At 59.2% G+C, this 17,700-nt stretch carries 20 protein-coding genes and 1 pseudogene; 11 read left to right on the forward strand and 10 right to left on the reverse strand.

From position 1 onward, the window contains the following. Positions 1-388 precede the first annotated feature (388 nt). The 3 genes from EGD98_RS18250 to EGD98_RS18260 all read right to left on the reverse strand — a co-directional run bounded on the left by EGD98_RS18250 (position 389) and on the right by EGD98_RS18260 (position 2,090). Positions 389-736 (reverse strand): hypothetical protein, encoded by a 348-nt coding sequence (locus EGD98_RS18250; protein ID WP_220589818.1) that lies wholly within the window; start codon positions 734-736, stop codon positions 389-391. Positions 737-760: 24 nt separating this feature from the next. Further along, on the reverse strand, positions 761-1,564 hold the full coding sequence (locus tag EGD98_RS18255) for an ion channel (protein WP_220589819.1): 804 nt from the start codon (positions 1,562-1,564) through the stop codon (positions 761-763). A 238-nt stretch (positions 1,565-1,802) separates the two neighbouring features. Beyond that, positions 1,803-2,090: a hypothetical protein gene (locus EGD98_RS18260; RefSeq protein WP_220589820.1), complete on the reverse strand. Its 288-nt coding sequence runs from the start codon at positions 2,088-2,090 to the stop codon at positions 1,803-1,805. Positions 2,091-2,413: 323 nt separating this feature from the next. On the opposite strand from EGD98_RS18260, the gene EGD98_RS18265 reads away from it, so the two are divergent. Beyond that, a complete protein-coding gene (locus EGD98_RS18265; protein ID WP_220589821.1) occupies positions 2,414-2,734 on the forward strand; it encodes a hypothetical protein in 321 nt (106 codons plus the stop codon). Between the two features lie 6 nt (positions 2,735-2,740). Here EGD98_RS18265 and EGD98_RS18270 read toward each other — a convergent pair whose 3' ends face one another. Then, on the reverse strand, positions 2,741-3,340 hold the full coding sequence (locus tag EGD98_RS18270; protein ID WP_220589822.1) for a winged helix-turn-helix transcriptional regulator: 600 nt from the start codon (positions 3,338-3,340) through the stop codon (positions 2,741-2,743). Between the two features lie 162 nt (positions 3,341-3,502). On the opposite strand from EGD98_RS18270, the gene EGD98_RS18275 reads away from it, so the two are divergent. The 6 genes from EGD98_RS18275 (at position 3,503) to EGD98_RS18300 (ending at position 8,874) form a co-directional block, all read left to right on the forward strand. Further along, a complete protein-coding gene (locus tag EGD98_RS18275) occupies positions 3,503-3,865 on the forward strand; it encodes a four-helix bundle copper-binding protein (RefSeq protein ID WP_220589823.1) in 363 nt (120 codons plus the stop codon). Positions 3,866-3,931: 66 nt separating this feature from the next. Then, complete coding sequence (locus tag EGD98_RS18280; RefSeq protein WP_220589824.1) at positions 3,932-5,719, forward strand: DUF4396 domain-containing protein; 1,788 nt, start codon at positions 3,932-3,934, stop codon at positions 5,717-5,719. Beyond that, positions 5,716-6,936: a cell wall-binding repeat-containing protein gene (locus EGD98_RS18285; protein ID WP_220589825.1), complete on the forward strand. Its 1,221-nt coding sequence runs from the start codon at positions 5,716-5,718 to the stop codon at positions 6,934-6,936. Before EGD98_RS18280 ends, EGD98_RS18285 begins: the two co-directional genes overlap by 4 nt. Then, positions 6,933-7,400, forward strand: coding sequence for a hypothetical protein (locus EGD98_RS18290; protein ID WP_220589826.1), 468 nt, complete (start codon positions 6,933-6,935; stop codon positions 7,398-7,400). The genes EGD98_RS18285 and EGD98_RS18290 overlap by 4 nt, the downstream gene beginning before the upstream one ends. 275 nt (positions 7,401-7,675) lie before the next feature. Continuing rightward, positions 7,676-8,293, forward strand: a complete 618-nt coding sequence (locus EGD98_RS18295; protein WP_220589827.1) for a transcriptional regulator — start codon at positions 7,676-7,678, stop codon at positions 8,291-8,293. Continuing rightward, a complete protein-coding gene (locus tag EGD98_RS18300) occupies positions 8,290-8,874 on the forward strand; it encodes a PIN domain-containing protein (protein ID WP_236039622.1) in 585 nt (194 codons plus the stop codon). The genes EGD98_RS18295 and EGD98_RS18300 overlap by 4 nt, the downstream gene beginning before the upstream one ends. 310 nt (positions 8,875-9,184) lie before the next feature. Here the strand turns inward: EGD98_RS18300 and EGD98_RS18305 are convergent, their stop codons facing one another. Beyond that, positions 9,185-9,880 carry a nucleotidyltransferase family protein gene (locus EGD98_RS18305; RefSeq protein ID WP_220589828.1) on the reverse strand — a complete coding sequence of 232 codons (696 nt, stop codon included), beginning with the start codon at positions 9,878-9,880 and terminating at the stop codon, positions 9,185-9,187. After that, positions 9,877-10,551: a helix-turn-helix domain-containing protein gene (locus EGD98_RS18310; RefSeq protein WP_220589829.1), complete on the reverse strand. Its 675-nt coding sequence runs from the start codon at positions 10,549-10,551 to the stop codon at positions 9,877-9,879. The genes EGD98_RS18305 and EGD98_RS18310 overlap by 4 nt, the downstream gene beginning before the upstream one ends. Before the next feature lie 237 nt (positions 10,552-10,788). Between EGD98_RS18310 and EGD98_RS18315 the strand changes: the two genes are divergently transcribed. The 3 genes and pseudogenes from EGD98_RS18315 to EGD98_RS20885 all read left to right on the forward strand — a co-directional run. Next, positions 10,789-11,658 (forward strand): ParA family protein, encoded by an 870-nt coding sequence (locus tag EGD98_RS18315; protein ID WP_220589830.1) that lies wholly within the window; start codon positions 10,789-10,791, stop codon positions 11,656-11,658. After that, a complete protein-coding gene (locus EGD98_RS18320; RefSeq protein ID WP_220589831.1) occupies positions 11,655-12,062 on the forward strand; it encodes a DUF7970 domain-containing protein in 408 nt (135 codons plus the stop codon). Before EGD98_RS18315 ends, EGD98_RS18320 begins: the two co-directional genes overlap by 4 nt. Before the next feature lie 211 nt (positions 12,063-12,273). Then, positions 12,274-12,551: pseudogene (locus EGD98_RS20885) on the forward strand (site-specific integrase); the annotation flags it as partial. A 35-nt stretch (positions 12,552-12,586) separates the two neighbouring features. On the opposite strand, the gene EGD98_RS18325 reads toward EGD98_RS20885, so the two are convergent. From EGD98_RS18325 to EGD98_RS18335, 3 genes are read right to left on the reverse strand one after another with little or no spacing between them, the layout of a single operon-like run. After that, positions 12,587-13,240, reverse strand: a complete 654-nt coding sequence (locus tag EGD98_RS18325) for a hypothetical protein (RefSeq protein ID WP_006186940.1) — start codon at positions 13,238-13,240, stop codon at positions 12,587-12,589. 28 nt (positions 13,241-13,268) lie between these two features. After that, positions 13,269-15,188, reverse strand: coding sequence for a heavy metal translocating P-type ATPase (locus EGD98_RS18330; RefSeq protein WP_006186939.1), 1,920 nt, complete (start codon positions 15,186-15,188; stop codon positions 13,269-13,271). A gap of 4 nt (positions 15,189-15,192) precedes the next feature. After that, complete coding sequence (locus EGD98_RS18335; protein WP_004048661.1) at positions 15,193-15,408, reverse strand: heavy-metal-associated domain-containing protein; 216 nt, start codon at positions 15,406-15,408, stop codon at positions 15,193-15,195. 201 nt (positions 15,409-15,609) lie between these two features. Between EGD98_RS18335 and EGD98_RS18340 the strand changes: the two genes are divergently transcribed. After that, positions 15,610-16,134 carry an ArsR/SmtB family transcription factor gene (locus tag EGD98_RS18340; RefSeq protein WP_004048660.1) on the forward strand — a complete coding sequence of 175 codons (525 nt, stop codon included), beginning with the start codon at positions 15,610-15,612 and terminating at the stop codon, positions 16,132-16,134. Positions 16,135-16,163: 29 nt separating this feature from the next. On the opposite strand, the gene EGD98_RS18345 is transcribed toward EGD98_RS18340, so the two are convergent. Then, entirely contained in the window at positions 16,164-17,630 is a 1,467-nt protein-coding gene (locus tag EGD98_RS18345; protein ID WP_050051507.1) for an amidohydrolase family protein, read from the reverse strand. Between the last annotated feature and the right edge of the window lie 70 nt (positions 17,631-17,700).

The following is a 17,700-nucleotide window of genomic DNA, read 5'->3' on the forward strand; positions in this document are numbered from 1 at the left end:
CAAATTACCAACGGGAGCAAGTTAGTATGGTAATCGAAGCTGGTCAAACTGAACCCTGGAGCGGGCTGAGCAACGAAACACCTCCCAGAAACCTTCGACTGCTCGTCGCGGCTACTGATCGCCTCCCCCCAAGCCCAGAGAGTCGAACTCCATCGGAAGCTTGGCGTGTTGCGCGAGAGACCACAGGGTACGTGGCCTACCAAAATACAACCTATAGACTTCAGATGGTGAAGGTCGCACCGTAACTCGTCCAGAGTCTCGACCCTTCTTCTGGAGATATGCGAATTTGCTATTCATTTTGCCAGGGGTTCTTTCGAGAAAGATGAGGGACTGTAACTCAACCGAGACCAGGGCGAAGTCGCCTTCACTCGTATCTCTCAATGTGACCTCATTGTTGCTGTTCAGTCACAAAAGCGTGATAGAGGTGGTATGTCGTCAACATAACGACTAGACTGCCGCACGCAATGTCGCTCCAGAATATCAGCCCAGAAATGTCTCGATAGAGCGGAAAGGCCAGGAGGAGCACTCCAGCAGATAAATTCACGCCCAGAGCACCGCCGTGCATCGGCTCGTTTTCTACCGCGCCTCGACTGCTGTATCCCGCGACAACGACGAGAACGCCGCCAGCAAGGACATCGGCCCGGAAGAGTTCCACTGTCAGTTCGAGTAGAGACGGTGCTGCCATCACCCAGGTTCCGACAGCAGCTACGAAGTAATGCCACCGGACTCTATTCATACCGTACAAACCACCAACAGTCTATCATTGGGGCCACTGGCGTTCATCGGATTGAAGAAGACCCAGCAGGCGTCGACGGCGGTCATCCAATGTTTTCATCGCGTCATGGAAGTCCTCGGGAGCGACTGTTGGAACACCCCCGTCATGAACGTCGGAAATCGCTGGCACTGGAGGTGATTCATCAGCCGCTTGGACGAACGCGGTATCGAGCGTTTCGAGATACGTACTGACGCTCGAGCGAGCCTGTCTAATGGCCAGTGCATTCGGTCGGTGCTGTTCCGGGACACCGAACTGAAGCAGTGTCAGCATCTCGTCGAAGACGGTGATGGCTGTTGCCGGGGCTCGGTCGGTGTCAGGCGTGTAGAAATAATGGAGAATCGGGTAGGCCTTGTGATTCGACGTGAGCGTGTTTATCTGCGTCGAAATAGTGTTCAGCGGGAGTTCGAGACCGTTGAATTCCTCGCCGTTCCAGCTCGTCGTTAGGATTTCGGCACTTCGAGAACCGAGCCCCGACAGACTACTTGCAAGTGCCCGTTTCTGCGTGACGGCGCTGAGCACTGAGAGCACGTAGGTGACGCTCAGAGTCACGAAGAGCATCCCACTCGCGGTGGTGAGCGCCGTAACGACCTGCCAGACTCCATCCCGCGGCGTGAAGTCGCCGTTGCCCATCGTGAACACGGAATAGCCGACGAAGTACAGCCGTTCGGTCCACGAGATCGGGCCTGCATCTCGCGTATCGATGAGCGCGTTCTCTGCACCGGCGAACAGGAACGTCCATCCGGCCCACAGCAACGTGATCCAGGCGACCAGACTACCGACAAGTATCACTGGACCGGCGACCGATAACCATCGGGGGCGGTTACTAGCGATGCTTCGGAGTCCGTCCCACGTCCAGCCCATCAGTCGACTAGTCATCGGCCCAGCCCCGCCCTCGACCCAGAGTGTGGTCCAGAGCAGGTCGCCGACGGCGAGGAGGAGACACAACGTGCCGAGAAGCGCATAGACGTAGTTCATTCGACGATTTCACCGTCACCTTCAGTCACAACAGAACTCTTCGGCGGATATCTCACTGTTGCATACTATCGAGTATCTCGACCGCTCGGGATTGCATATCGGAATCCAGCACTTCTTCGTCGACAAGCAGTTGGAGCGTGCCGTCACACTGGGACGTCCCCATGGCTTCGAGAGCTTCCTTGCGGAATTGCGCCTCGATATCGTGATTTCGTACTATCGCGGCTAGTTCATCGCATTCGTTGGCTGTTTTGAGGGCGTGAATCGCCTCTTTGCGGTCTGCTTCGCTGGCAGATGAATCAGTCGCCTTTTCGACGTACTCGGTTGGGGTTCGTGAGCTCATGGTTTTGTTGAGGTGTGCGTGGGTGAGAATAGCCTGAGTGCCGCGGTTTGGTTACGCTGAATATCTGTTCGGGACCTAGCCGGAGACAGCTGAACGGCTTCCGTCCGTGGTACAGTCCAGCGTGTGGATACCGCAGAGGTCGCCTTCGTCGACGATATCTATTTGACGTGCCAGTGCTAAAAGTGTAACTCGTGGTGAATTATCAAAGCTGAGCCTCTGCGGATATCAGCTAGCAGCAACTATCCACTGACAATAGCCGGTAACCAATCCGCACAGCATCCGTATCAAGTCGCTTCTGTCGGAGGTACTAACGGTCTGTTGGTATGACCAACGAGACAGAGACGATCGAAGGCTACGTAATGGACGTCGGCTGTATCAGGAAGAACGCGCGTGACGAACTCCTGCAGAAAGCCCGGGTCCACACCCGAGACTGCGCGCTCATGGGCCACTGTATCGAGAGCGGCTATGGCATCGTCAGTGACGATGACACCCTCACAGTTCTGGACCCGGACGCAACACCGCATGTTGTCGACGTCGTCGAGACCTCGGACACGGCAGAGGGAATTCAACTCCATGTAGAGCGTGAACACCGCGACGGAGCGATGGAAACCACGGACGTTACTGAGATCGAGTCGAGGGACTGAGGCCGCTCACCCGTCGTTGGCAGCCGTCTGGAGCGTCTCGTATTCCTCCTTGAACGCGGATTCACACGATGTACAGCAGAGATAGTACCGGCGTTTCTCCACTGTCACCGAAACACCGTCGCCTCTGATAGACTTACCACACTGGACACACTCGATTGCGAGGTCGGCGTGGTCGATTCCCGGATTCCACACTGAATGCGAAACTTTCCGAATCTCGTAGCGCTCGATACTCTCTTGATTGAGTGTCTCGGTGACTAGCTCTTCGAGTTCTCGGTCGTTCATGAACGCGTGGACCGTCACTTGTGGCTCGAAGGACTGCACCACGTATTCGACCGCGTCAATGCCAGTAAGAGAGGCCACTAGGGCGTCAGTCTCTCCGGGCTCGGTTCGTATCTCGATGAGTACCGCATCGCCGACCCGGAGCATCGACCGGTCGATATTGAGTGTAAACCCTTGGATGATACCGAGCTCTTCAAGTCTGCTGACGCGGTTCGACACTGTCGGTGCCGAGAGGCCAACTTTCTCGCCGATGTCCGTGTACGACTGCCGGGCATCGTCGAGGAGTAGTCGCAGTATCCGTACGTCCGTATCGTCTAGTTCAGCCATTGCCGGATATGCGTTTTTCAATCACTCCAATCTGTGACCGGCAGGAGCAAGCTTCTCTAGACTGGCTTATAAGCAGGACCACTGAGTAGGGAAACTGGGCCGCCTCAGAGCCACACCTTCGAAGTGCAAACTGACAAAAATTTCACACCCCACTATCTGTGTATGTCTCTCGCAGAGACGGCCGGGAAGATCGGCCACCTGGACGACGAAGCGCGTGAGTGTCTCGAAAACTGCTTCGAAGCCACAGAGGTCTGTGAGTGGTGTGCCGACGAGTGTGCGGGCGAGGGCGAAGAGATGGCACGGTGTCTCCGACTCTGTCGGGACGTCGCTGACATCGCGTCCACCCACGCTCGGTTCATGGCTCGTAACTCGAACTACGATACGCAACTCGCCCAGCTCAACGCGGGGCTGGCCGAGGAGTGCGCCGAGGAGTGTGGGCGCCACGACGCCGAGCACTGCCAAGTCTGTGCCGACGTTCTCCGGGAGTGTGCGGAGAGCTGTCGAAACATGGCGTCGGGGAGTTAGCACACTAGCGGCCGTGAGATGAATCAGAACCGTTCACAGAGCACCCATTTCTTTTGACACAGACCAATGGACGCATGGAAAACGCTGGCCACCGTCGTCGCCGCGCTCGTCGTCGTCATCGTCGCCGCACAGCCACTCTACGTCGTCGCGCTGACGCTGTTCGACTACGGCCAGACGCCCGACGGGACTTACGCGACGATGCAGACGAAAGACACCACTCGGTTTCCGGCGGACGACCTCGCACAATTGAGCGCGTATACTGCGCAGGCCGCGCGACCGCCTGGAGCGAACGCCTCGTACGACACTGTCGTTCGCGTCCCCGAGGGCGACTGGCAGACAGCGCTCGCAGCCTCTAGGTTACGAGCGGCTTCCGACGCCATCGTCCTGTATGGCGATGCGCCGGTCCCAAGCAATGGGAACGGTACCACGGCGCCGAATGCATCAACAGTCCAGCTGTCTGGGGGCAATCCGGCACAGACAGCCGCCCAAATCGCGACACGAGGGAACAATAGCGACGATGTGAGCTCGGGCAACGTCATTATCGTCGGCAACGAGTCGCCTCGGTGGGCGCTCCCAGCCGCTGCGTGGAGCGCTTACAGCGGCGATCCGATTCTCTACGCTGATGAGAACGGTGTTCCGAACGCCACGCAGCGGGCCATCGACGAACTGAACGCCTCACACGCGTACGTCCTCGCGCCGCCTGACCTCGTGAGTCAGAACGCGCTCGGTGAACTGAATGTCGAGTGGACTCGCGTCAGCGGGTCGACGCCACAGGACCACGCTGTCGAGATCGCGAAGTTCCGCGACGCGTCCCGGGACTTCGGCTGGGGAATCGACGAGCGTGACAAGGTCGGGTACTACAACACGATGCTGGTCAATCCGGACCAGCCCGGCCACGCCGTCGCCAGCACGAACCTCCAGTGGGGGAAGGCCGGTCCGATACTCCTGGCCCACGACGACGGGACGCTCCCGGCCGTCACGGAGAACTACCTATGGCGAATCCAGTCGGGCTGGTTCTCCACGCCTGCTGAGGGCCCGTTCAACCACGTCTTCGTCCTGGGGCCCATGGAAGAGGTCTCCTGGGTGTCCCAGGCCCGGAGTGACTACGCCGTCGAGATTACGCCCTACCGGCTTCAGGGTCCCGGCATGAGCCCGCTCGACGCGCTCTCGGCGTCTTGGGCGGCGTTCAGTTTGCTGGGGGCCTCGTTCGTCTACGCACATACGCGGCGTCGTATTCCCGAGACGAGCGACTGGACGAAGCTCGTGTGGCCGATGTTCACACTGCTGCTTGGCCCCATTGGCCTAGGATTCTATTGGCTTGCCTACCGTGGCCGTGAGGTGATCGAGCGCGATGGCCACCAGCGCGTCGTCAGACCGTACTGGCTCCGGGCCGCCTCGGCCACGGCAATGGGTGTCGCCTTCGCCGCGAGCACGATGATAGCGGTCGCGTTCGGCCTCACCTACTTCGGGATGCCGCTGGTGGTGTTCGAGAGCCCCGTGTTCATGCTCGGCAGTTCGATGGTGCTCATGATGGCCATCGTCTACGTCGTCGCCTTCCTCGTCTCGTGGCTCGTCTTCCACATCCCGATGTTCGAGGAGTCGCTCGACCTCGACCGACGCGCGGCGACCCGACACGCCCTGCTGGCCGTCGGGGTGAGCATGACGAGCGTCTCAGTTGGGATGATGACGATGATGTACTTCCTGATGATGCTCAATCTCCCGATGATGCCCGGCGACGACAACATCCTCTGGTTCGGCGTGATGGTGTTCTCGACGCTCATTGGCTTTCTCATCGCCTGGCCAGTCAACGGCCTGCTCGTCCGCAAGAACGTCAAACCCGGAGGTGCACTATGACCGATAAAAGCAGACGACAGCTCCTGCGAGACCTGGCAACGATTCCGGCCGCGGCCGGCCTCGGTGGCATCGCGATGGCCCAGAGCGACGACGACGGGCAGCAAACCGGCCCTGAGACAGCCGATTTCGACGAGTGGACGGCCACGACGATGACCACGCGGTTGGCCGGCGAGAACATCTATGAGACGGCAGCTGCCTATTGCCAGAGCGTCTATACGGCCATCAACGAACCGACCTACCCGGGGGCGCTCACCCTTGTCAACGACAGCGTGCTCGAAGCGGCGCTCCCGGGTGTCGGACTCATCCACCACCCCATCGACGGCGCCGTACTGCTGACACGGCAAGATGAACTGCCGCAAGCCACTCGCGACGAAATCGAGCGCGCGCATCCGGAGGGGGTCGGGATGGACGGCAACGTCCAGGTGTATCTCATCGGGAGCGAGCGCTACATCAGCGACGCGGTCAGGCAGGAAGTCGAAGCGATGGGGATGGACGTCCGTCGCATTCCCGGTACCAATCCAGTTCGCGTCGCCGCGAACCTCGACCAGTACGTCAGCTCGATGCACGGCAACCACGAGGACGAAGTGATTATCGGGAGCCTGGACGCCCCGGACCGCTCCATCCCAATCCAGTCCTGGAACGCCCATGGCGGCGACGGCTTCCTCTGGGTCGAAGCCGATTCGATTCCCGAGGAGACGGCCGAGCAGCTCGAAGCCCGCTACGACTATGCCTACATGTACCTCGTCGGCGACGAGTCGGCAATCAGCTCTGAGGTAGCCCGAAACCTCAGCGCGTACGGGCACGTCACACGGATTCCCGACGCCGGCGACCCCTATAGCGTGAGTGCCGCGTGGGCCGGGTTCAAAGACCTCGGCCGGAACCAGGGCTGGTGGTTCGGCGAGTGGTCCCGAAACATCGGATGGGGGCTGGCTGAGCCCGGACATAACTTCATCTTCTCGAACCCGAACGACTGGCAGACGGCCATCCCAGCCAGCGTCGAGAGCCACCGCGGCAAACACGGGCCGATGCTCGCCGTCAGGCAGGACGAACTCCCCACGCCCGTCGAGAACTACCTGCGGAAGTTCTTCGAGCCGACCGACGCGGCGCCGTACGACCGCAAGTACAACCACGGCTGGATCGCCGGGCCACCAGAGACGATTAGCCGGGACGTCCAGGCTCAGGTCCACGGCATTCTGGAGGGAGGTGGGCCGTCGTGAGACGAGTTGTCGCACGCTACGACGACCCAGCCGATGCGACGGAAGCAGAAGAAGACCTCCGTAAGGACGGCTACGATCCGGAACGCCCGGATATCGAGAATCCGTTCTTCGATCCTTCGGCTCGGCCACCGGAAGCACGTGGCCTGCTGTGGGGTGGTCTCGTCGGCGGCGTTCTCGGTGCGATACTCCTGTTAGCGATGGCCATGGATATGATTTGGTTCCCGCGTCTCAGTCCGATACTGTCAGCTGGGCGGCTTGCGCTCGTTACCTTCGGGTTCACCATCGGCATTGCCATCGGTGGCTTCATCGGCGGTGTCTGGGGATTGTCCAAAGACGTTCCGGAAGCCGAAGGGCCCCGTGTCGCAGTGAGTGTCTCTGATGCAGAGGTCGACGAAATCGAGGACCGCTTGCGGACGCACGATGCTACTGTGGTTGAAGATACCGTCACATCACACGGTGACTAGCAAAAGGGAACAAAGCAAGCGTGGTAGCCGAATTTAACCGCCGATAGACGGTGAGGCCGATCTTCTCAACGAATATGGCTAATCTCGAAGTAGCTCTCTATTGACAATCGGCTTCTTGGCGTAGTCAATATCTCGGGACACTCACTTGATCGGTAAACTGCCTGGGGCCAAGTAGTTCGAGAGACTACGTCTTCCGAACGGCCCTGAGGTACCCAGTCGACTCGTTCTATGGACCCCAACATTTACTGTTCCGAGTTTCGTAACTCTATACAACTATGTCATACGACACGGACCACGTCCGGAACGCCGGCCGAACCCCTGAACGTATCACAGGGATTCAGGCGTTCACGGACTTGGTGGATAACGCTGCTCTTGCTGGTCTCTATACGAGTATCCGAAACAGAGAGACCGCGACCGGCCCTGAACTCGTCGACAAGGCGGCTGTCTCGAAGAAGACGGTCTACGACTATCTCCACAAACTCGAGCGTGCGGGCCTCATCACCGAGGCCGGTGCGGAGAACGGTGCTGCCACGTATACCGCCGAGGACTTCGAAATGACCCTGACGGTACGGGACGTAGCCGTCTCCATCACACCGGCACTGGTCGAGGTACTGAGCCGGCGGGACGAGTATTCCGTTATCGACCGCATCCTCGAAGAGCATGGACTCCTGACGTTCGCTCTCGCACACGATCTCGTGAGGGCTCACAACGAGGGAGATATCACCATTCGACAGATCGGCGATCTCACGGGGCTCTCCTCCGGGATGACTTACGACCTTGTCGACGCAATCTATGCGATTCGAGGCTTCGGCGAGAAACCCTCTAGTCCGGAGACGTATACGCCAGACAACGTCGGCAGTGAGCAACCCGACACAGACTCAACTGAAGAATGAGTGTGGGGGAGCAGCGAGAGATATACACGGCGAATATCGTCGATACCGTCGTTTTTCGGAGCCTCGGGAAACACCCAAACCCACATCTCGACACGCTCAGAGACGCTGTCGAGACAGCCCAAACAGAGCTCTGGGTACCAGAACTTATCTACGAGGAGCTGGCAGACCAGGGACCGGGCGGTACAGTATCTAACCCATATCTGGATCATGGAATCGAAGAAGGTTGGATTCGTCTTGCAACGCCACGTCACCCCGAAGACGACACGGGTGACACCGAGTCTGGGACTACTGTTGCTGCGGAGGCGTGGCGAGAGGCAAACCATTTTCTCGATCAGCAAAGCAAGTACCCGACAACGAATAATTGGCGAGATGGGTCAGTGGTAGCGTTAGCAGTTCATCTCTTCGAGACAAACAAACGGATACGCATCATTACGCATACCGCCGACAAATTGTTGGCGAAAGCCTGTGCGATCATCCCACCGGAATTTGGCTACTACGAGGTTAAATCACGATACTATCACCCGCCCCGGACTGCGAAGGAGACGTTCCCTACAGTCGATAGCCTTAGTTGGGATGGATAGTAGGTTGCTAACTCGTCACCGGACGCAGGCGGATCTCTGGTGTCGATGGTGATTACTGTATTCTGGGAGACATAATTACAGTGGTTATGCTGATAGCCGATTCCATCTCGGGAAATAGTATCGCGGCATATGGTATATCGATATCGCATAAGCTCGAAAGTGACTTCTGCAGGCCTTGAATAGGCCGAATCCGAGTTATTATCGCTTCGGGGTAAGTGCTTACGTTTACTCCAATAAGCGTACTTTGTCTGATCAAAATCCCACGGATGAATAGAACTATATCCTGTTCTCGACCGTGACTCCGAGGGGATTAGCTCAGTTGGTCAACTTGCGATGATAGATACTCTTGTAGTGAACTGACCGTCTCTGCTGAGACAGCTGATGCCCCAAAGTCACTGCGATAACCATGTTTGAGTTCTTCACTCCCAAGAATCTCTAATCCACGCTCCAATTGCTCCCGTAGAGCATCTTCGTCCCCTCGCCGGAGGTGAGCTGTCACCGAATCGAGTGCAATTTCTTCAGCGACCGCCAAGACATCCCGAAGATCTGTTTCACGACCGCTGTGGAGCTTTGCTGCCACGAGAACCGCCCCATCGATAACTCTGGCCGTCGTTGTTACCGTTCCGCCGCTAACTTCCTGTTGTTGGCTATGGTCGTACAGGTAGTCGAACGACCATTGTGCCTCAGTCTGGCGACAGCCCAGTCCATTTACCAGTAAATCAAAGCCAATTGGCTGCTGGGGTGTCAGCCGTTTTTCGTACTCGATTACCTCGGTGTCGTAGAACCATTCCTTTGCATGGCTGTCCGTTTTCTCGAAGTCTCGCTGTTCGAGGAACTCGACGAATTTCGACTTGGAGTCGGGTGCAACGACGATATCGAGATCTGTTGAGAAGCGCGCATTGAACGCTGACACAGCGTAGCCGCCGACAAGGACGTATTCAAGGCCTTCTTTGGAGAGTTCATCGAGTAGTTCGATGAGGGCATCACTCCGGTTGTGAAAACTCATGGCTGCACCCGCTCCGTCTCCCGGTAAGTGACACCGAGGTCAAGATCATCATACATCCGGTCGAGCATCGCGAGCGCCGACTGGAACTGGGTATAGTTCTCGTTCATGTATTTGATTGTCTCTGCCCTCGGAATCACCGGATAGCCTTCGACGTAGTCCATTTCGAGTGACGGTTGTGGGTCGAGGACGATCTGGAGCGGTCCTGTGAGCTCGTCTCGGGGCCTGCGGTCGAATGTGGTAGGAAGGTCGAACGACTCGAAGAAGGACTCCCAGGCGCCGACGTCTTGCTCACGAACGGCGATGAACAGTGGATAGTCGTCGGGGTTGCGACCGACTTGATAGCCCCCCTGTGTCCAAACATAGACGGCGTCGATTCGAGCGAATGCGAATGGCCAGTCGCTGAACTGTGGAATTACGTATGCCTCCTCGATAGAGGGGGGACTGACGCTCGCGCTGGCTGCAATGAGCTCCCGTGCGGCGCTTCTCACGCGGTCGTCAACGACAGAGAGACCAGCGTCATATCGGACGTACCCTGCGTCTTCGAGACGGTTGACGGCCTGTCTCACCGTCTCGTATGGCGTGTGGAGGGCTTGCGAAACCCGTCGGATAGAGTCACCACTCTCTATCGCGAGGATGATTTGTGCCGCTGTCTCGTCGAGAGTCTCGTACATCTGGTAGTTACCAATAATTTGGGAACAGTAAAAAGAATTACTATAGTACCGATCTACACTCTGACCCTCCTATCTCATTATCCACTTGTCACAGACCTCTATCTGAGAAACTTAGACGGGCATCTTAGGAAGTTATCTAAGAATCTTAGACAACTTTCTTAGATACGTTTCTTAGATGTCAAAGATAGATATGTTGTCTGACGAAGATTCTTATCCAAGAAAGTTGCATACGTGTCTATGCTGAGTTATACCGTGTACTCGGAGGCCGGGGGTGTCGGGAAGACGTCGCTGACTGCAAATCTGGCCGTCGCCCACGCTCGTGCGGGGCTGAAGCCGCTCGTGGTCCCACTGGATCCACAAGATGGCGACCTCTCACGACTGCTAGGCGTCGATACGAACCGTGCCGACAGCAGCGCCGACAACCTCGTTCGACACATGGTCAACAGCCCACGAGGGCCGTTCGAGGAACTCATTCGAACCGCAGAGGGTGTCGATATCGTCCCGGAACACAACATGCTCTCGGACCTCTCCGACCATCTAGCACGCGAGCAGTCCAAGGCTGAAGACCTCGGTGATGCGTACAATATCTACGCACAACTCCAGCGGGTTCTTCGAGAAGGCGATGTCGGTGACCACTACGATGTCCTCCTCTGTGACCCACCGGCCACTGAATCGGATCACCTCTACAACGCTATTTACGCTACGCGGAATCTCGTTATCCCAGTGGAACCATCGTGGAAAGGGCAGGCCTCCGTTGAGGGGCTGGCAGACCTCGCCACCAACTTCGCTGACCAGCTGAACATCGACGTTGGGGTGCTCGGTGCCATCCCAAATGGCGTCAAGAACACATCTGACCAACGAGAGATGCTGGAGGACATCGAGTTCCCAACCCCAGAGATAATCGGTGATCGGACCTCGCTCATGGAGGGGTGCTGGAAACAGCAGTGTTCAGCGTTCAGGTACGTTCGAGAACATCGGAGTCGGCGGCGAGACTACGAGATCGAGACGCTGGCGCAACTTGATCGTATCGCTCGGTTCCTCGAGGCCGAGGTCGGTCTCGAAGCACCGAACGCGCCCGAACCAGGGGCACTGGAGGAGCCAGCATGACGGGATTCAAGAGCGGAGCAAGTGACGATGATCCGCTCGGTAGCGGCGACAGCGATACTGAGGCGGATACAACTGGCTCTTCCGACATTACGGAGGCCCAGTCGTCGACTCTTTCATCTGGCAGGTCAGAGCTAGACCGCTCTCAAGACAAGAGCAGCAGCTCAAGCCCGGAACTGCCGTGGATTTTCGATCGTTCGAGTATTACTGATGGCCGGGAGAAGACTGTCCAGCTCCATCTCCAGCAATCGACACTCGATACACAGCGTCAGGCGAAATCTGACGTTGAGTCAGCACTCGGAGAGACAGTCAAGAAGGCTGACCTTCGGGAAGCAGCCATCATCGTTGGACTGCAGCAAGTCGACGACGTCACCGATATCCTCGAAGAGTGGGGCTACGGTCGCTGAGTTCTGCGGAGCGATTGTTTTGTACCCTTGTTTCGATGTAATAACTCTCGGTTCACAACCTCGGAGGATAGATTTGATGCGTGCCTTCGAATCAGTTCGAAATGAACTGGAAATAAATCATAGTTGACCTCTTGTACCCCGTCAATATCGACGGCACCGACAGGGCGCTCCGACGACTCATACAACGGCATAGATGTGTCCGTAGACGTTGCCGCAGATTATGACTGATGGGTCACGGTCGGTTCTCCAACGACTTCAGAGGCTGTGGAGATCGATATCGACCATTGGAAACACGATTACCTTGCTCCATATGGCAGTTGACGCGGGATGGGCGAGATTCTTGTTTGAGTATTTGGGTTGGCGGTTGTAGCTCGATACTTGGACAACTCTGAGGGGATGGTTTGCGTGGGGTACTCTCATATCGATGTCGGCGAGTTAGGTGATGGCGCTACCAAGGTACCCAAGGAGCCCAACAGTATATCGCGGTAACTCTCATTACGAGTGTGAGGGGTACACCGCCGCGTTCATACCCCTTCGACGGAGAATAGGGTGGCGTCTCTGAGAACAGCCTGCACGCGGCGGTGCCAAGCGTCAGCGAAGGCCTCCCGTTGCTGGTCGCTTGCCGATCCGTCGAGAATCCTCTGGAGGTTCCCGATTGCGGGTCCACCGCTAGGAACGTCGCTGACGTGGTAGGCCACTTCGACGGTCTCGTCCGTGTCGGTTCGCCGGAACCGGAACGTCGGGTCCGCCGTGTCCGGGTCGAACCCGTCGAAGCACAGGAGGTCGCGGCGGCCGCCATAGCCGCCGGCGAGCCCGCTGAATCCGTCATCGCCGGTCGCGCCAGTCACGTACGAGATGATACGGCTCATCACGCCGTACGCAGCATCCTCCTGCGGGCCGGCCGTCTGGACCTCGATTTCGCTCCGGACTGGATAGTCGTCGGGATACAGGGCGTCGAGCCCGAGCTGGACGATCCGGTAGGCGCCCGAGGCAGTCGGACAGGAGTGTCCTGCCTCTTTCACCGCGTCTCTATAAGCGATGACGAACGGCTCGCCCGGTTCGAGGACGTCGAGGGCCTCCGCGACGGGGTCGCGGATTTCGATCGGCTCGACGTCGTAGTCGACCTGCCAATTGGTTCTCGTCTGGGTCGTGTCAGTCGCAGTCGAATTCGATGTCATGAGTTGTGGTTGTGATCGTGTCTCGTGGTCAGTAGCGGAGCAGTCGCATCCCGTTGAGGATGACGAGGAGGACGCTGGCCTCGTGGACCAGCATTCCCGACGCGAGGGTGACGTAGCTGGTGAGCACGCCCGCGAGGAGGACGGTCACGGTCAGCACCGCGATCCCGACGTTCTCGAGGACGTTCCAGCGCGTCGCCTTGCTGAGTTTGACCGCGTACGGGATGCGTTCGAGGTCGTCGGCCATCAACGCCATGTCAGCCGTTTCGATAGCGGTGTCCGTTCCCGCAGCACCCATCGCGATGCCGACATCGGCAGTGGCCAGCGATGGCGCGTCGTTGATGCCGTCGCCGACCATCGCGACGACGTGGCCGTCGGCCTGGTAGCCCTCGATGACGGACTGCTTGTCCTCGGGGAGGAGTTCGGCACGGTACTCGTCGATACCGACCTCCTCGGCAACGGCAGCGGCCGTCCGATCGTTGTCGCCGGTGAGCATCACCGTCTCGATGCCAGCGTCTTGGAGCGCCGCGACGACCCCAGGAGCGGCCTCCCGGAGCTCGTCCCGCATCGCAATCGCGCCGATGATGTCCCCGTCCCGAACGACGTGGACGACTGTCTCGCCGCGCCCCTCACGCTCGCGGACGTAGTCGGCGACCCGATCGGGGACATCGACGTCGCGGTCGTCCAGCAGCGCGCGGTTGCCGACGACGACTTCCTGGCCATCGGCATGGGCGATGACGCCCTTGCCGGCGACCACGTCGAAGTCGTCGGGATCGGGGACCGACCTGCGCCCCACGTCCGTATCGTCCGCTTGGGCGACCGTCGCTCCACCGTCCGTCGCAGCCGTCTGGCGTTCGCGGGCCATGTCGACGATGGCGTCCGCGAGGTGGTGTTCGCTCTTCTTCTCGGCGGTCGCTGCGAGCGAGAGGACGTCGGCGGCGGCGACGCCGAACCCCTCGATGTCGGAGACGGTGGTCTCGCCCTTCGTGAGCGTCCCCGTCTTGTCGAAGGCGACGAGATCGATCTTGCCGGCGCGTTCGAGGTGTTCGCCGCCCTTCATCAGCACGCCCGACCGGGCGGCGTTACCGATGGCCGAGACGATGCTGACCGGTGGCCCGATGACCAGCGCGCCCGGACAGCCGATGACCAGCAGCGTCAGCGACAGGATCGCGTTCTGCGTGACCGCGTACGCGCCGATAGCCAGGGCAATGACGGCCGGCGTGTAGTACTTCGCGAACCGGTCGATGAGACTCTCCGTGGGCGACTGAGCCTCCTGGGCCTCCTCGACGCGACGGATGATCCGTTCGAGAGTCGTATCCGATCCCGCTCCCGTCGTCCGGATTTCTAGCGCGCCCTCCTGGTTGACCGTCCCGGCGTACACCTCGTCGCTGTCGGCCTTGTGGACGGGCGCGCTCTCGCCGGTGACCGGCGCCTGGTTGACTGCGCTCTCGCCGTCGACGACGGTTCCGTCGACCGGGATCTTCCCGCCCGGCTTTACGACGACGACTTCGCCCTCTTCGACATCGCGGGCGGAGACCTCTTGGAGTGTCCCGTCGCGACGGACGGTCGCCGTGTCGGGCGTCATCTCCAGTAGCTCCTGAAGTGCCGTCCGGGTCTTCCGCATCGTCCGGCCTTCGAGGTAGCTGCCAAGGCTGAACAGGAAGACGACGGCGGCGGCTTCCCAGTACTCCCCGATGACGATAGCACCGATGGCGGCCAGCGTCACCAGCGTCTTGATGCCGAGCGTCCGGTTGGTGACCTCGTGGTAAGCGGTCTTGGCGATGTCGTAGCCACCCACGACCGTCGCGAGGACGAGGATGGCGGCGCTTGCCATCTCGAAACTCGTGAGGTAGCCGAGACTCCAGCCACCGCCGTACAGCAGGCCGCTCGTCGCCGTGACGATGGCCTTCCGGTGGTTCCGGTAGTACTGCGTGATCGATTGTTTGTTCATAGTGTTAGGCGGGCTGGGGAGTGTACCCCTGGTTTTCGATGGTCTCTGCGAAGGCGTCGGGGTCAGTGACGCTGTCGTCGTACTCGATCTCGACGCGGCCGGTCGCGTAGTGGACTTCGACGTGCTGGACGCCGTCGACGTTCGACAGGGCGCGTTCGACGGTACTCGCGCAGGTCGGGCAGTCGAAGTCGAGGACGCGGAATTGGGTTGTGTCGCTCATTACAGTTTGAGATAGTGCCCGTACCTCAATAAGTATTTTTTAGATGATATGTTTGAATTCGGATACGGGTCGTTGGAACAGTCAAACGGGTCGTCTAGGGCTTTCGCTATCGCGGGTCCATCCTGTACTGGATACCTCGACAGACACCTACCCGACTCCTGCCCCGCTACCTTTTCCCGCGTGCTCGCGCTCAGTTCTCGTATGAGTGATTCCGATACCGACCACCGTCTCGACGACATCGCGGTGCGAGACACTCGGATTTCGGACGCCATCGACGAGCCGATGCGGGCGATGGTCCTCGACATTCTGTCCGAGGAAGCCCTAACTGCGACCGAGGTCCACGAACGCCTCGACGATCGCGGCATCGACCGGACGGAGAACACGGTCCGCCATCACATCAACGAGCTCCGGGATGCGGGCCTCGTCGACGTCGTTCGCTTCGAGGAGGGGCGTGGTGGGACGACGAAGTACTACCACGCGAACACGATCGTCCTCTCGTACTCACTACCAGATTCGGCCGACGCCGCCGTCGAGGAGATGATCGACGCTGCCCAGCCCCAGATCACGGACGCGCTCACTACGCTCACCGACGAGTACGACGACGCTATTGAGGAGATCGTCGAGGATATGCAGCCCTGCGAGCACTGCCAGACCCAGAAGTACGAGACGTACGTTCTTCTGACCGTCCTGCGACGTGCGTTCGTTCGCGCCCACAGAAATTCCTGAGGGGGAACCACCCCTACGCTGGCAGGGTCTTAGAAGGAGAACCGATCACGCGCGGATTGCATCGCGAGGCGAGTCAGGAGTCGCGCAGGGCCACGCTTTGGGAGGTCCCGTACAGTCTCGATGCTGGTCGGCGGTTCACTACCACCAATGTCTAACTCCCAGCCTGTCTCGTCCATGAAGCGTTCGACAGCCTGATTTACTCGCTGTCGCACGTCGTCCGAGTCCATTGTCTCGGGCACACCATTCCGGAGGACGACGTCGCCGTCAACGATCACTGTCTCGACGTCGGCCGGCACCGCGTTGTTCACGACCTGTGCAGGAATATTGGTCCGTGGCGTGAACTTCGGTTTGTCGACGTCGAGGAGGATAATATCCGCGCGCTTTCCCGCTTCAATACTGCCGATCTCGTCGCCCATCCCCAGCGCGCGTGCGCCTTCAATAGTGAGCATTCGTATCAGTTCCATCGAGTCGAACTGCCCGGCTGAACGCTTGAGATTTGCCGCCAGCCGAGCTTGCCGCGCTTCACCGAACATGCTGTACGAGTCGTGCCAGTAGTGGTCGTCAATCCCTACTCCGACGTCGACGCCGGCGGCTCGAAGCTCGGGAACGGGCGTCCACTGCGTCTCCCCGTCCGGATTCCAGTAACAGAAGACGGACGGGCAGTGCGCAACAGCCGCGTCCGCCTCGGCGGTTCGCTGGATGTCCTCTTCGTCGGCGAGGCGGAAGTGAGCAGCGACCAGTCGGTCGTCCAGGAGTCCAACGTCGTCGAGCAATCCCACCGAGTCCTCGCCACCGTTCGCTCGTGCCATCGTGTTACTCTCCTCGAGTTCGAGCAAGTGCGTGTGGACGAGCAGGTCCGGGTACTCTGCGGCGAGGGACGCGGTCCGTTCCCACAGCTGCCTGGTACACGACCAGTCGTCGTGCGGGCAGATCGTCGCCCTGATTCGGCCCTCGTACGTGTCGTGGTACGTTTCGACGAACTCGCGAGCACGGGAGAACTGCTGATCGACTGGTTGGTCCCAGAAGAGGTCCGAGATCGCCGGGCCGAAAAATCCGCGGAGCCCTGCTTCCCCGAACGCCTCTGCACCTGCGGCAGGCCGTGCGTCCATCGAGTTCACGGTCGTGACACCGCCCAAGAGGAAATTGAGCGCTGCGAGCTCGACGCCTGCCTCGACGAGGTACTCGAATTCGCCGTTCCCTAATCTGTTAAACAAGGCCGTCCCACTCCCAAGCATCTCCGTCAGCTCGAGTTCGCTAAACGCACCGATGAGCGGTGTCATCTCCAAGTGCGTGTGGGCGTTCACCAACCCCGGCATCACCAGTTTCCCGTTCCCGTCGATAACGGTGGACGCTTCTAATTCTCCGTCTCCTGCACGTGATGGTCGGACTTCTTCGATACAGCCATCGGTGATGCATACTGTGCCGCGCTCGTACAGGCGGTTCCGCTCGTCGGCTGTGAGAACGAGTGCATCATGGATTGCCAGATCGACAGCCATCGTAAATTAGGAAGTGGATGTGACAGTTACCGTACTGGACAACCGAGCAGGCCGGCGAAGGCTGTTCTTC

The sequence above is a fragment of the Haloarcula salinisoli genome (assembly GCF_019599405.1).
GTDB classification, from domain to species: domain Archaea; phylum Halobacteriota; class Halobacteria; order Halobacteriales; family Haloarculaceae; genus Haloarcula; species Haloarcula salinisoli.

What these genes read in the sequence shown, in the direction of transcription:
- EGD98_RS18320 (WP_220589831.1), top strand. Translation starts at nt 11,655, where the DNA reads ATGACGGGATTCAAGAGCGGAGCAAGTGACGATGATCCGCTCGGTAGC.
- EGD98_RS18345 (WP_050051507.1), bottom strand. Translation starts at nt 17,630, where the DNA reads ATGGCTGTCGATCTGGCAATCCATGATGCACTCGTTCTCACAGCCGAC.
- EGD98_RS18325 (WP_006186940.1), bottom strand. Translation starts at nt 13,240, where the DNA reads ATGACATCGAATTCGACTGCGACTGACACGACCCAGACGAGAACCAAT.
- EGD98_RS18300 (WP_236039622.1), top strand. Translation starts at nt 8,290, where the DNA reads ATGAGTGTGGGGGAGCAGCGAGAGATATACACGGCGAATATCGTCGAT.
- EGD98_RS18330 (WP_006186939.1), bottom strand. Translation starts at nt 15,188, where the DNA reads ATGAACAAACAATCGATCACGCAGTACTACCGGAACCACCGGAAGGCC.
- EGD98_RS18305 (WP_220589828.1), bottom strand. Translation starts at nt 9,880, where the DNA reads ATGAGTTTTCACAACCGGAGTGATGCCCTCATCGAACTACTCGATGAA.
- EGD98_RS18285 (WP_220589825.1), top strand. Translation starts at nt 5,716, where the DNA reads ATGACCGATAAAAGCAGACGACAGCTCCTGCGAGACCTGGCAACGATT.
- EGD98_RS18340 (WP_004048660.1), top strand. Translation starts at nt 15,610, where the DNA reads ATGAGTGATTCCGATACCGACCACCGTCTCGACGACATCGCGGTGCGA.
- EGD98_RS18295 (WP_220589827.1), top strand. Translation starts at nt 7,676, where the DNA reads ATGTCATACGACACGGACCACGTCCGGAACGCCGGCCGAACCCCTGAA.
- EGD98_RS18260 (WP_220589820.1), bottom strand. Translation starts at nt 2,090, where the DNA reads ATGAGCTCACGAACCCCAACCGAGTACGTCGAAAAGGCGACTGATTCA.
- EGD98_RS18310 (WP_220589829.1), bottom strand. Translation starts at nt 10,551, where the DNA reads ATGTACGAGACTCTCGACGAGACAGCGGCACAAATCATCCTCGCGATA.
- EGD98_RS18265 (WP_220589821.1), top strand. Translation starts at nt 2,414, where the DNA reads ATGACCAACGAGACAGAGACGATCGAAGGCTACGTAATGGACGTCGGC.
- EGD98_RS18270 (WP_220589822.1), bottom strand. Translation starts at nt 3,340, where the DNA reads ATGGCTGAACTAGACGATACGGACGTACGGATACTGCGACTACTCCTC.
- EGD98_RS18250 (WP_220589818.1), bottom strand. Translation starts at nt 736, where the DNA reads ATGAATAGAGTCCGGTGGCATTACTTCGTAGCTGCTGTCGGAACCTGG.
- EGD98_RS18315 (WP_220589830.1), top strand. Translation starts at nt 10,789, where the DNA reads ATGCTGAGTTATACCGTGTACTCGGAGGCCGGGGGTGTCGGGAAGACG.
- EGD98_RS18275 (WP_220589823.1), top strand. Translation starts at nt 3,503, where the DNA reads ATGTCTCTCGCAGAGACGGCCGGGAAGATCGGCCACCTGGACGACGAA.
- EGD98_RS18280 (WP_220589824.1), top strand. Translation starts at nt 3,932, where the DNA reads ATGGACGCATGGAAAACGCTGGCCACCGTCGTCGCCGCGCTCGTCGTC.
- EGD98_RS18335 (WP_004048661.1), bottom strand. Translation starts at nt 15,408, where the DNA reads ATGAGCGACACAACCCAATTCCGCGTCCTCGACTTCGACTGCCCGACC.